Source organism: Micromonospora sp. NBRC 107095 (assembly GCF_030269705.1).
Classification (GTDB): domain Bacteria; phylum Actinomycetota; class Actinomycetes; order Mycobacteriales; family Micromonosporaceae; genus Micromonospora; species Micromonospora parva.
On sequence record NZ_BSTU01000006.1, the window covers coordinates 280,364 to 292,324 of the forward strand.

16 protein-coding genes are annotated in these 11,961 nt (G+C 72.6%); 4 read left to right on the plus strand and 12 right to left on the minus strand.

Translation table 11 applies throughout. From position 1 onward, the window contains the following. The first annotated feature begins 11 nt into the window (after positions 1–11). Positions 12–980: a helix-turn-helix transcriptional regulator gene (locus QSK15_RS27020; RefSeq protein WP_285796898.1), complete on the plus strand. Its 969-nt coding sequence runs from the start codon at positions 12–14 to the stop codon at positions 978–980. On the opposite strand, the gene QSK15_RS27025 is transcribed toward QSK15_RS27020, so the two are convergent. The 6 genes from QSK15_RS27025 to QSK15_RS27050 all read right to left on the minus strand — a co-directional run bounded on the left by QSK15_RS27025 (position 971) and on the right by QSK15_RS27050 (position 5,183). Beyond that, the gene (locus QSK15_RS27025; RefSeq protein WP_285796899.1) at positions 971–1,885 is read right to left on the minus strand and encodes an SDR family oxidoreductase; all 915 of its coding nucleotides are present in this window, start codon (positions 1,883–1,885) and stop codon (positions 971–973) included. The two genes, QSK15_RS27020 and QSK15_RS27025, sit on opposite strands and share 10 nt — an antisense overlap. A gap of 56 nt (positions 1,886–1,941) precedes the next feature. Beyond that, positions 1,942–2,679: an alanyl-tRNA editing protein gene (locus QSK15_RS27030; RefSeq protein ID WP_030327752.1), complete on the minus strand. Its 738-nt coding sequence runs from the start codon at positions 2,677–2,679 to the stop codon at positions 1,942–1,944. Positions 2,680–2,690: 11 nt separating this feature from the next. Then, positions 2,691–3,578 carry an alpha/beta fold hydrolase gene (locus QSK15_RS27035; protein WP_285796900.1) on the minus strand — a complete coding sequence of 296 codons (888 nt, stop codon included), beginning with the start codon at positions 3,576–3,578 and terminating at the stop codon, positions 2,691–2,693. Next, positions 3,575–3,889 (minus strand): DUF2516 family protein, encoded by a 315-nt coding sequence (locus tag QSK15_RS27040; RefSeq protein ID WP_030327754.1) that lies wholly within the window; start codon positions 3,887–3,889, stop codon positions 3,575–3,577. Before QSK15_RS27040 ends, QSK15_RS27035 begins: the two co-directional genes overlap by 4 nt. Before the next feature lie 71 nt (positions 3,890–3,960). After that, complete coding sequence (locus QSK15_RS27045) at positions 3,961–4,605, minus strand: hypothetical protein (RefSeq protein ID WP_285796901.1); 645 nt, start codon at positions 4,603–4,605, stop codon at positions 3,961–3,963. Next, on the minus strand, positions 4,602–5,183 hold the full coding sequence (locus QSK15_RS27050) for a helix-turn-helix domain-containing protein (RefSeq protein ID WP_285796902.1): 582 nt from the start codon (positions 5,181–5,183) through the stop codon (positions 4,602–4,604). The genes QSK15_RS27045 and QSK15_RS27050 overlap by 4 nt, the downstream gene beginning before the upstream one ends. A 112-nt stretch (positions 5,184–5,295) precedes the next feature. On the opposite strand from QSK15_RS27050, the gene QSK15_RS27055 reads away from it, so the two are divergent. Beyond that, positions 5,296–6,093: an alpha/beta fold hydrolase gene (locus QSK15_RS27055; protein ID WP_285796903.1), complete on the plus strand. Its 798-nt coding sequence runs from the start codon at positions 5,296–5,298 to the stop codon at positions 6,091–6,093. A gap of 286 nt (positions 6,094–6,379) precedes the next feature. On the opposite strand, the gene QSK15_RS27060 is transcribed toward QSK15_RS27055, so the two are convergent. The 4 genes from QSK15_RS27060 to QSK15_RS27075 all read right to left on the minus strand — a co-directional run bounded on the left by QSK15_RS27060 (position 6,380) and on the right by QSK15_RS27075 (position 9,822). Beyond that, entirely contained in the window at positions 6,380–7,339 is a 960-nt protein-coding gene (locus QSK15_RS27060; protein ID WP_285796904.1) for an asparaginase, read from the minus strand. A gap of 94 nt (positions 7,340–7,433) precedes the next feature. After that, a complete protein-coding gene (locus QSK15_RS27065; RefSeq protein ID WP_285796905.1) occupies positions 7,434–8,261 on the minus strand; it encodes a beta-keto acid cleavage family enzyme in 828 nt (275 codons plus the stop codon). 23 nt (positions 8,262–8,284) lie between these two features. Beyond that, on the minus strand, positions 8,285–9,397 hold the full coding sequence (ygfZ, locus tag QSK15_RS27070; protein ID WP_285796906.1) for a CAF17-like 4Fe-4S cluster assembly/insertion protein YgfZ: 1,113 nt from the start codon (positions 9,395–9,397) through the stop codon (positions 8,285–8,287). Continuing rightward, complete coding sequence (locus QSK15_RS27075) at positions 9,394–9,822, minus strand: Fur family transcriptional regulator (protein ID WP_030327761.1); 429 nt, start codon at positions 9,820–9,822, stop codon at positions 9,394–9,396. Before QSK15_RS27075 ends, ygfZ begins: the two co-directional genes overlap by 4 nt. A 68-nt stretch (positions 9,823–9,890) precedes the next feature. On the opposite strand from QSK15_RS27075, the gene QSK15_RS27080 reads away from it, so the two are divergent. Continuing rightward, on the plus strand, positions 9,891–10,772 hold the full coding sequence (locus QSK15_RS27080; protein ID WP_285796907.1) for an aminotransferase class IV: 882 nt from the start codon (positions 9,891–9,893) through the stop codon (positions 10,770–10,772). A gap of 3 nt (positions 10,773–10,775) precedes the next feature. Here the strand turns inward: QSK15_RS27080 and QSK15_RS27085 are convergent, their stop codons facing one another. Together QSK15_RS27085 and mtfM are read right to left on the minus strand one after the other, a co-directional pair. After that, positions 10,776–11,363 carry a heme-binding beta-barrel domain-containing protein gene (locus QSK15_RS27085; protein ID WP_279515539.1) on the minus strand — a complete coding sequence of 196 codons (588 nt, stop codon included), beginning with the start codon at positions 11,361–11,363 and terminating at the stop codon, positions 10,776–10,778. Between the two features lie 64 nt (positions 11,364–11,427). Further along, a complete protein-coding gene (mtfM, locus tag QSK15_RS27090; protein WP_282264268.1) occupies positions 11,428–11,532 on the minus strand; it encodes a small membrane protein MtfM in 105 nt (34 codons plus the stop codon). A gap of 12 nt (positions 11,533–11,544) precedes the next feature. Here mtfM and QSK15_RS27095 point away from each other — a divergent pair, with 12 nt between their 5' ends. Beyond that, complete coding sequence (locus tag QSK15_RS27095) at positions 11,545–11,919, plus strand: DsrE family protein (protein ID WP_285796908.1); 375 nt, start codon at positions 11,545–11,547, stop codon at positions 11,917–11,919. The last annotated feature ends 42 nt before the right edge of the window (positions 11,920–11,961 follow it).

Sequence of the window (11,961 nt, forward strand, 5' to 3'; positions counted from 1 at the left end):
AGGATGGGCGGGTGCGCGCGTCCCGACTGATCTCGTTGTTGTTGCTGCTCCAGGCGCGCGGGTCGATGACCGCGAGCGAGCTGGCCCGGGAGTTGGAGGTCTCCGAGCGGACCGTCTACCGGGACGTGCTGGCGCTCTCCGCCGCTGGCGTGCCGGTCTACGCCGACCGGGGGCGGGCCGGCGGTTACCGCCTGCTCGGTGGGTACCGCACCCGGTTGACCGGGCTGACCAGGGACGAGGCGGAGGCGCTGTTCCTCGCCGGGCTGCCCGGGCCGGCGGGCGAGATGGGACTCGCCGACGCTGTGGCGTCCGCCGAGCTGAAGGTGCTCGCCGCGCTGCCACCCGCGCTGCGCGACGCGCCGGCCCGCGCCGGGCAGCGGTTCCACCTGGACGTGCCGGGCTGGTTCCGGGAGACCGCGGCACCGCAGTGGTTGCCCGAGCTGGCGCGGGCGGTCTGGACGGACCGGGTGGTGGAGCTGCGCTACCGACGCGGCGACCGGGAGGTGACCCGCCGGGTGCAGCCGTACGGCCTGGTGCTCAAGAGCGGGGTCTGGTATCTCGTCGGCCGGGTCGGTGAGAACGTGCGCACCTACCGGGTGGACCGGGTCACCGGGGTCGAGGTGGGCGACGAGCACTTCGACCGCGACGAGGGCTTCGACCTGGCCGGGCACTGGCGCGAGCAGGCCGGGTCGTTCCTGCGGACCATGCTACGGGCCGAGGTCGCCGTCCGGCTGAGCCCCGCCGGCCTGCGCCAGCTCCGGCACCTGGTCGATGCCCCCTTCGTGTACGACGAACTGGTCGCCGCCGCCAGCGAACCCGACGGGCAGGGGTGGGTGGTGGCCCGGTTGCCCGTCGAGTCGGTCCCGGTGGCGTACCACCAACTGCTGGGGCTCGGCCCCGAGGTGGAGGTCCTCGACCCACCCGAGCTGCGGCAGTTGTTCGCGCAGAGCGCCGACCGGCTCGCCGCGCTCTACCGGTAGCCGGTCACGTCCGCCGGTTTGCCCGCGTCGACCACCTCGGTGATGTAGCGGAAGCCCTCGGGTTGGCTGCCGTCGAGGTCGGTGAACCCGTACACCTTGGACAGGCTGCCCGCGTCGACGGACCTGCCGCTCCAGCGGGCCCTGTCCTCGTCGGCGGCGAGCGCGGCCACCGCCCGGCCGACGAAAGCAGGTGTCTCCGAGATGAGGAAGTTCGGGTCGGTGGCGGCGCCGTCGCGCCAGTTCTCCTCGGTCACACCGAAGTGCTCCAACATCGCCTCGGAGCGGATCCAGCCGGGGGTGAGCGCGACGGCAGTGCAGCCGTACGGTTTCAGCTCGTGCGCCTGGCTGAAGGCGAGCCGGTTGACCGAGACCTTGGCCAGGTCGTAGAAGACCGACAGCCGGTAGTTCTCGTCGTTGTACGCCTTGGTGCCGTCGCCCATCTCCACCACCAGCCCACCGGGCTTGCGGATCAGCAGCGGGAGGGCGAAGTGGCTGGTGATGATGTGCGTGTCGACGGCCAGTCGCAGGGTGCGGAAGCCGGCGTCGAGCGGCTGCTCCCAGACCGGCTTGTCCCACGTGACCAGGGGGTCACCGCCCCAGATGTCGTTCACCAGCACGTCGAGTTGGCCGTGCTCGGCGTCGATCCGGGCGACCAGGTCGCGGACCTGCTCGGGCACCAGGTGATCGACCTGAACGGCGATGCCGGTGCCGCCGGCCGCGCTGACCAGCTCGGCGGTCTCCTCGATGGTCTCCGGCCGGTCCATCTCGGAGCGGCCGGCCCGGGTGCTGCGACCGGTGGCGTAGACAGTGGCACCGGCCGCGCCGAGCTGAACGGCGATCTGCCGCCCGGCACCCCGGGTGGCACCGGCGACGAGCGCGATCTTTCCGGTTAGCGGTTGCGTCATGCCTGCGACGGTGTCAGGAATACCTGACAGCCGACGTCCGAATTCGGTTACCCGTTCTAATCCACGAGCCGGACGCGGACCCGACGGTTGGCGCGGCCCTTGCTCTCCACCTTGACCACCTGCACCTTGCCGATCTGGGCGGTGGAGGCGACATGGGTGCCGCCGTCGGCCTGCACGTCCAGCCCGACGATGTCGACGATGCGGACCTCCTGCTCGTCCGGCGGGATGAGGTTGGACTGGGTGCGGATGATGTCCGGCAGGGCCAGCGCCTCGGTGCGCGGCAACACCCGCGTGGCGACCGAGCGGTCGGCGGCCACCTCGGCGTTGACCAGCTCCTCGATGCGGGCCTTGAAGTCCGGGGGCACCTCGGGCAGGTTGAAGTCCATCCGGGCCTCGCCCGGCTCCATGTTGCCGCCGGTGACCAGCGCGCCGAAGTCGCGGAACACCACACCGCAGAGCACGTGCAGCCCGGAGTGGGTGCGCATCAGCCGGGTACGGCGCTCGTCCTCCACCGCGCCGACGACAGCGGTGCCGACCGGCGGCAACGGGTCACCCTCGGCGGGGATCAGGTACGGGTCGTCGCCCTTGCGGGTGCCGACGATCCGGGTCTGCACGCCCTGCCAGAGCAGCACGCCGTGGTCGGGTGGTTGACCCCCGCCGCCCGGGTAGAACGCCGAACGGTCCAGCACGATGCCCTGCTCCGCATCGGCGTGCAGCACCGTGCAGGTCCATTCGCGCAGTGTCGGGTCGGCAAGGTCCAGCCGGTGCGTCCGGCCGTGCTGTGTGACGCCCATGACAGGGCAGGTTACTCGTTCAGGAAGCTGGAGATGCGCTCGCGCAGGTCGGCGCGTTCCGACCAGAGCACACCGGGCCGGTCGTACACGTGCAGGGTGGCCTGGGGAAGCGCGGCGGCGAGCCGCTCGGCGACCTCGACCGGGTGCAGGTCGTCGCCGGCGCAACCGATCACCAGTGCCGGCGCGGTGACCGCCGCCAGGTCACCGATCCGGCGCAGCGGCGTCTGGTCGGTGAGCGTGGCCAGACCGTCGGCCAGACCGTCACGGAGCAGTTGGTCGAGCCGTTGCCGCAGGTACGCCCAGCCGGCCGGGGTGTTGCGCACCGCCGGGGGCAGCTCCAGCGTGACGATGTCGGCGACCGCCGAGGCGTCCCCGCTCTCCACCGCCTCCAGCAGGTCGGTGATGCGTTCCCGGGCGGCCGGCCCGCGTGGCTCGTCGAGGACCGCCGGCAGGAAGAAGACCAGCCTGTCGAAACGTTCCGGGCTCTCCGCGAGGAGCCGGCAGAGGGCACCCGCCCCGAGGCTCGCGCCGAACGCCCGGCTGGCCCGCCCGAGGTCGGCGATCGCCCGCAGATCCCGGGCCAGGTCGAGGTAGTCCCACGGACCGTCCGGGGAATCGGATCGGCCGTGACCGCGGAACTGGAAGAACACCTTGCGGCCGTTCACCCCGCTGCCGAACGGGCGGGTGGTGGCGATGCCGTTGCCCAGACCGTGTGCGAACACGGTGACCGGGTCACCGCTGCCGGTGACCAGCCGCTCCAGCCGTACCCCGTGCGGGGTGGTGACCAGCTCGGTCTCCGGCTCCGGCAGCGCCGGCCGGCCGGTACGCGGCCCACCCGGGCCGGGCCCCCAGGTGCGGGGACCGCTGTCGGGTGGGGGCGGCCAGCGAAAACCTCTCACCAGAACCCTTTGCCGTCGCTCAGGTCGCGCAGACCGACCCGGACGTCGAGCAGGTAGATGAGCGCGGCGGCGATGCCGATCAGTCCGAAAAGGCTGATCGGACCGAAGCCGAGCAGGGTGAGCACGAGGCAGACCGCCAGGATGGCGATCCAGCCGCCCTTGGGCAGCGTGCCGATAGCGGGGAACGCGTCGGAGCGCTGCGTGACGGCGTGCACCAGCGCGACACCCTGGATGATCAGCGCGAAGACGAGCAGAATCAGCTCGATCACGTAGCGGACTTCGAACGCGAAGATCGGCGCGGCGTTGGCCATGTCGGCAAGTTTATGTCCACGACCCCGGCTACGTCCGACAAGGACGCCGCCGGGGTCGCCGACCCGATGAGCTACTCGGCCGCCGGACGGGTCCGCTTGGTGGCCCGGGGCAGCTTCGCCGACGGGGTCTCGGCCTGCTTGGCGGCCTTCGGGGCGCGGGCGACCTTCTTGACCGCGGCCGGCTTGGCCTCGGCGATCTCGGCCACGTCGGCCGGGGTCGGCGTGTCGACGGGGGCCGCGGCCGGGGCGGTCGGGGTGGTGGTTGCGGTAGCGGTGGTGGCCGGCGTCACCGCCTCGGTGGCCTCGATGTCGGCGTTGACAGTCTCGGCGGCCTCCAGCACGCCGGCACCGACGACCCGCTCGCCCCGGGCGACCAGCGCGCCGTACGCGGCGAACGCGCGCTCCTGGGCGACCTGGGCGCTCGCGACCACCAGGGCGGCGTTGCGGGTCGCGGCGGCGCGCAGCTTGTCGATGTCGGCCACCTCGCGCAGCTTCGCCAGGTCGGCGCTCTCGTTGGCGGTACGCAGCGTCTCGGTGGCCTTCTGCTTCAGCTCGAAACCGGTCAGCACGGCCCGACCACCCAGGTCGGCGACGACCCGGGTGCTGAGCACGCCGACCACGGCCGGCAGCTTGCGCAGTTGCTCGATGGCCAGCTCGCCGGCACCGGCTGCGGCGTAGATCGGGGCGGGGATGCGGTTGGTCTTCGGCTCGCTCATGACGTCTCCTCTTCGGCCGCCTCGGCGGCCTTCTTCTTCTGGGGGATGCTGGTGCTGCCCGGGGCGGGGGCGGTGCCCGCCTCGGTGACGGCGACCGACTCGAGCACGGCCTCGGTCGGGGTGCCGCCCACGGTGGTGGGGCCGGTGGCGGCCACATTGGCCAGGTCGGCGGCCTGGCTGGCGGGCTGGGCCGCGCCGGCTCCGGCCTGAGCCGCATCGGCTTCGGCCTCGGCCAGCCGGGTGTTCTCCCGGCGGAACGTCTCGTAGATCTGACTGAGCGACTGCTTCTGCGCCATCGTCAGGTCTGCGTCCACGGCGATGGCGGCGAGCACCCCGTGGCCTTCCTTGTCGTCGAGCAGACCGGCGCGCAGGTACATCGCCGGCGTGGAGACCCGCAGCGCGCTCGCCAGTTGCTGGAGCACCTCGGCGCTGGGCTTGCGCAGGCCGCGCTCGATCTGGCTGAGGTAGGGGTTGCTGACCCCGGCCTGCTCGGCGAGCTGCCGTAGCGAGATCTTGGCGTTGCGCCGCAGATCGCGGATGAACCCGCCGACGTCGGGAAGGTCCTTGGGTGTGGCCATGACCGCGACGCTAATCGCTGGCGCTAGCTCCTGCAAGCAAAACGCTAACCATAGTTAGCAAGGTCTCAGCATCCCGTTTGCGCGCCGCTCCGTCGATCCGTACGGTCCGTCCGTGCACAAGATCACAGTCAATGGAGCAAGCATCGCGTACGACGAGGCCGGCACCGGTTCACCCGTCGTCCTGCTGCACGCCGGCATCGCCGACCGGCGGATGTGGCGGGGGCAGGTGTCCGCGCTCGCCACCCGACACCGGGTGATCGTCCCTGACCTGCGCGGCTACGGCGACTCGGAGCTCCCCCCGGCCCCGTTCACGCACCACGACGACGTGGCCGGGCTGCTGGACGCGCTCGGCCTGCCCCGGGCCGCCCTGGTCGGCTGCTCGTTCGGCGGAGCGGTCGCCATCGACACCGCGCTGGCCCACCCCGACCGGGTGAGCGCGCTCGCGTTGTTCGACACGGCGGTCTCCGGCAACGAGTGGTCCGACGAGGCGAACGACCTGTGGGACAACCTGGTCGGCGAGGTCGACCCCGACGACTTCGTCGCGGGCGCGGCCGGTGAGGTGCGCTTCTGGGTGGTCGGCCCGGGACGGCAGCCGGAGGACGTCGACAGCGAGCTGGTCGCGTTCGCGCAGGAGATGGACCAGCGGGCCCTCGCCGCCGAGCTGGCACTCGGCGCGGTCGAGGTGGGCGAGCTGAGCCCCCCGGCGATCGACCGTCTCAGCGAGCTGGCGATCCCCGTCCTGGTCACCGCCGGTGCCGCGGACGTGCCGGACATCAGCCGACTCGCCGACCGGATCGCCGCCGAGGTCCCCGGCGCGGTGCGCCTGCCCGACGTGCCGGACGCCGCGCACCTGCTGCCGCTGGAGCGTCCGGAGCCGGTCAACGCCGCGCTGCTCGACTTCCTGAGCTGACCAACCCCGCACGCAGGCCGGGCCGCACGCACGCCGGGCCGCACGCACGCCGGGCGTTCGGAGCCCGAACCGCGAATGAGCGTGATGCCACAGCGGCATCTTGATGCCGCTGTGGCATCACGATGTTCGGGCCACCGCCGGCCGGCACGGTCACCGACGGTGAGCCACGCCGGCCATCCCCACCGATGCCGGAGCGCCGCTCACCAGAGCGGGCGGACCACCGCCAGCCGGCACGGTCACCGACGGTGAGCCACGCCGGCCATCCCCACCGATGCCGGAGCGCCGCTCACCAGAGCGGGCGGACCGCCCCGACCGGCACCCCGCCGCCGAAGAGCGGCACCTCTTCGTACTCGGCCAGCACCGGGGCGTCCACGCCGAGTCGGCGCAGCGCGGAGACCAGCACCGGCATCCGCGCCCGGTCCGCGCCGTCGTCGATCTTCAACGCGACGGCGCCGACACCCGGCAGCGCCACGGCGATCACACCCTCCGCGCCGACCTTGGCCAGCAGTCCCGGAACACCACGCATCAGCCGGGTGTCGTCGGCCCGGGTGCCACCGACGATCTCCGGGTACGCCCGCATCGCGTCGGCCACGGTGCGCGGCACCGAGCCCGGCTCGGCTTCGACCAGCCGCAGGTACGCCCCGGCCAGGCCGGTCAGCGACACCGCGAGCACCGGGGCGCCGCAGCCGTCGACCCCCACCGCCGCCGCCTGCTCGCCGGTGAACTCCTCGATGGCGGCCCGCAGCCGCTGCTGCAACGGGTGCTCCGGCCGCCAGTAGCCCTCCTGCGGCCAACCGGCCGCCTCGCAGGTCAGCAGCATCCCGCTGTGCTTGCCGGAGCAGTTCATCTGCACCCGACTCGGGCCGCCACCGGCGCGCAGCACCGCCTCCCGGGCCGCGGCACCCACCGGCAGGTCGGGCGGGCAGTGCAGCGCCGACTCCTCCAGCCCCGCGCGCTCCAACAGTGCACCGACCCGGGCCAGGTGGAATTCCTCGCCCGCGTGACTCGCCGAGACCAGCGCCACGTCGGCCGGGTCGCTCAACGCCAGGCCGGCCCGGAGCATCCCGATCGCCTGCATCGGCTTGCTGGCCGAACGGGGAAAGATCGGCGAGGCCACGTCCCCGGCGGACGCCACCGCGACACCGGCGGCGTCCAGCACCACCACCGAGCCGCGGTGCGCACCCTCCACGAACCCGGACCGGACCACCTCGGCGAGCGGCGCGCCGCCCTCGTACGTCTTCGTCACGCGGTGGACGGTACCGACGGTCCGGGGGTGCCCGGCACCGGGGTGACCAGGACATCCACCGCCCGGGTGACAGGGGTGCGGGACAGACCCGGCCTTACAGCCCGAGCAGCTCGCGGGCCTCGGTGGTGGTCAACGGCGGACGCTGGGCGAGCTGGGCGAAACCCACCGCGCGGGCGACCAGCTGCATGTTGGATTCCACCGGGCGGCCCTTCGCGTACGTCACGGTGTCCTCCATACCGACCCGCAGGTGCCCGCCCGTCGACAGCGAGGCCAGCAGGACCGGAATGGTGCTCCGGCCGACACCGGTGGCCGAGAACGTGGTGCCCTCGGGCAGGTCCCGCAGCATCCGGTGGGCGGCGACCAGCGTTTCCGTGGTGCCCGGCATGCCACCCGGCACACCCATCACGAAGTCGACGTGCACGTGCCCGCCGGCCGGCAGCCCGTACTTCCCGAGCAGCCGCTGCAACGCCGACAGGTGGCCGAGGTCGAAGATCTCGTACTCCGGCACGATCCCGCGTTCCTGCATCCGGGTGTGCAGGTCGACGATGAACTCCCAGCGGTTGAGGAAGACGTCGTCGCCGAAGTTGACGGTGCCCATGGTGCAGGAGGCCATGTCCGGACGGGCGTCGAGGACGGCGAGCCGGGCGGCCTCCGGGTCGGTCACCGCGCCGCCGCTGGAGAGCTGCACGATCAGGTCGGTGCCCTCCCGCAGCGCCGCCACCGTGTCGGCCAGCCGCACCGGGTCCAGCGTCGGCCGGGCCTCGTCGTCGCGGATGTGGACGTGGATCACGGCGGCGCCGAGCGCCTCGCACTCCTTGGCGGTGAGCAGCAACTCGTCGAGGGTCACCGGCAGCGCCGGCACCTCCGCCTTGGCCGACTCAGCGCCGGTCGGGGCCACCGTGATCAACGTCCCTGTTGTCATGCCGGCGATCCTAGACGGCCCGGTCAGGACGGGTCGATCGCCGCCGCCGTCTCGCCGATCAGCAACGCGGCGTCGTCCGGCACGTTGCGCTTCAGCACCGCCAGGGCGACCTGGCCCAGCTCGTGGTGCAGCACGGCGGTGCCGACAAAGCCGACGGCCCGGCCGTCGAGGGTCACCGGCGTACCGGCCGCCGGCGGCTGATCGGTGGTCACTCCGTCCAGATGCAGCAGTACGAGGCGACGCGGCGGCCGACCCAGGTTGTGCACCCGCGCCACCGTCTCCTGCCCCCGGTAGCAACCCTTGTCCAGGTGCACCGCCGGGGCGATCAGGTCGACCTCGGCCGGGATGGTCCGATGGTCGGTGTCCACCCCGACCCGCGGCTGCCGGGCGGCCACGCGGATCGCCTCGTACGCCCAGAGCCCCGCGACCGGCACGCCGGCGCCGCGCAACTCCGCCACCACCTGGTCCATCGCCGACCGGGGCACCAGCAGGTCCACCCCGAGCGGACCACGTCGGGCCCAGCCGCCGATCGGCAGGGGCTGCACGTCGTACCGGACGCTCGCCCGCTGTGGCACCGCACCGTGCGGGAACTTCGGACCCGGCACCGCGACCACATCCGGCGCGGCCAACCCGGTCACGCCCAGCGTGCCGAGCGCCTCCATGGCCGCCGGCCCGACCAGCGACAACAGCGCCCGCTCGGCCGTCGCGTCGCGTGGTTCGACCTTGCTGAAGAACCGCATCTTCTCCAGGTAGGTCAGCAGGCCCTCGGTCGCGCCGGGCTCGGTGTCCAGCCAGGTGGTCTCGCCGTCCTCGGCGACCATGGCGTGCTGCTCGACGTGGCCGTGCGGCGACAGCACGAGCAACTCGGTGCCCTCACCGGCGGAGAGGGCGCTCAGGTGCTGCGAGGTGATCGTGTGCAGCCAACCGGCCCGGTCCTCCCCGGGCACCGCGATGACCCCTCGATGCGACCGGTCGACCAGACCGACAGCGGTGTCGAGGGTGCGCTGCTCACGCAGCGGGTCACCGTAGTGCGCGGCCACCCCCCGCACGCCGGCCGCGACGTGCGCCGGATCCGGCTGGTCGCGGCTGGCCTCGTCGATGCTCTCGACGGCCACCGCGCCCGCGATGTCGATCATTTGTCGTCCCCGTTCTCGCAGCGTACGCAGACACCGAAGAGTGACACGTGCCCAATGTCCACCCGGAACCCCCGCTGCGCGGCCAACTGGTCGGCGAGGGGGCGCAGCAGCTCCGGATCGATCTCGTCGATCGCGCCACACTCCCGGCAGACCAGATGGACGTGTTGGTGCTCACCGGCCGCGTGATAGGTCGGCGAGCCGTGCGACAGGTGCGTGTGGGTGACCAGGCCGAGCCGTTCCAGCAGCTCAAGCGTGCGGTAGATGGTGGTGATGTTGACGCCGGCGGCGACCTCCCGCACCGCGGTGTGCACCTGCTCCGGGGTGGCGTGGCCCAGATCGAGCACCGCCTGGAGGACGAGCTGCCGCTGGGCCGTCAGCCGCAGCCCACGGGACCGCAGCATTTCCGCGAGGGAGGATTCGGACACCGTCCGATCATAGTTCGGCAATCGCGGCCGCTCCTGCCTGCGACGGCCCGCCACTACGCTCGACGGTCATGGTGACGCCACCCGTCGGCACGGACCCGACCACAGCGAGTGCCCGGATCGCCGTTCTCGGCCGGGGCCTCGTCCCGACCGACGAACCCGTCCTGCGCGCCGACGACCTGGGTGTCCTGCACGGCGACGGCCTCTTCGAGTCCATGCACCTGCGCCAGGGCCGGCCGTGGCTGCGCGACGCGCATCTCGCCCGGCTGGCCACGGCGGCAACTGCCGTCGACCTTGAGCTACCCCCCGTCGACGCGCTCATCGACCTGCTCGACACCGTGCGCGCGGGCTGGCCGGCGACGGTGGAGGGCGCGCTACGGCTGGTCTGCACCCGGGGCTCGGAGGCCGGCGGCCCGCCGACCGTCTACGCCACCCTGAACCCGGTGCCGGCGTCCTCCCAGGCGGCTCGGCGCAACGGGATCACCGTGGCGGTCCTGCCGCTGGGGGTGCCCGCCGACACGCGCGCCGGGCTCGGCTGGCTACCGGCCGGGATCAAATCCACCTCGTACGCGGTCAACAGCGCCGCCCGCCGCTGGGCCCGCCGGGCCGGCGTGGACGACGTGCTCTGGGTCTCCTCCGACGGGTACGCGCTGGAGGGACCCATCGCCAATGTGGTGTGGCTCACCGGCGACACGCTCTGCACGGTGCCCGCCGCCACCACCGGCATCCTGCCCGGTACCACCGTCGCCTGGCTGCTCGCCCACGCCGACGAGCTGGGCCTGAACGGTTCCGAACGGATGGTCACACCGGCCGAGCTGCACGCCGCCGACGGGGTCTGGTTCAGCTCATCGGTGCGCGGGCTCGCCGAGGTGCGGATGCTGGACGGGGTACGCCGGGAGCACTGCCCGCGCACCCCCGCCCTGCACGCCCTGCTCGGTTTCCCCGTCGACTGAGCGTCAGCCCCCGACCCGGACCAGCCGGGCGGAAAGATGCGGGCTGAGCCCGTGGCCCATGGCGGCCATCTCCTGGGCGTAGAGCAACGCACCCTCGACGATGCCGAAGAGCCGGTGGCCGCCGGTGACCTCCTTCGCGGTCGGAGTCCGGATCACCGCGTCGGTGGCGAACTCGACCTGCGTGCCGGTGCGCTTGCCCAGGTGCAGCTCCATCACCCCGGTCGGGGTGGTCAGCAGCGCCTCCAGCTCGTCGGTCGCCCGCCCGTCCACCAGCACCGGACGCCACCAGCCGACCTCACGACCGGCCGGACGGACCGGCCTGCTCTGCTCGTCGAGGATCCAGGCACGGGACTCGTAGTGCAGGAACGGCCGGCCGTCGTGGCTGATCCGGATCTCCTGCGCGTAGTCGAAATCCTCGATGGTGGGGAAGCCGCCCTTGCCGCGACCACGCCACAGCCCGATGTACGGCAACAGGGCGTCGAGCGCGGGGTGCAGCTTCGGCCCGACCCGCAGGTCGTGGCTCTCCTCGAACGGGTACTCCTCGACCGGCGGCGCGTTCAGCCACGGCGGCTGCAGCGGATTCTCGCTCACGGAGCCACCTTCCTTCGCGACTGCGGGGCTCGCAACCCCGGCTCACTCCTCGCGCTCACCAGCGTCACCAACGTCCTCTCGACATGCGTACGGCAAGGTAGACCAGGCCACCGGCGAGCCCGCCCAGGCCAGCGACCAGCAGGCTGACAAACCCGATCTCGGTAACCATCCCGGCCATCCTATGCTGGGCCACATGGCCCGCACTCTCGTCGTCAAGGCCACCGCGGGGGCTGACGCCCCCGAGCGGTGCGCGCAGGCATTCACCGTCGCCGCGACGGCGGTCGCGGCCGGGGTGGACGTCTCACTCTGGCTGACCGGTGAGGCGACCTGGTTCGCAGTGCCCGGCCGCGCCCAGCAGTTCGACCTGCCGCACTCCGCACCGCTGGCCGAGTTGTTGCACGTCATCCTGACCAGCGGCCGGGTGACCGCCTGCACGCAGTGCGCGGCGCGACGGGAGATCGGCCCGGACGACGTACTCCCCGGGGTCCGGATCGCCGGTGCCGCGGTCTTCGTCGAGGAGGCGCTGGCCGAGGGCGCACAGGCGCTCGTCTACTGATCGCACGGCGGCGGTGGGCCGAACCGAGCGGAGTGCCGATAC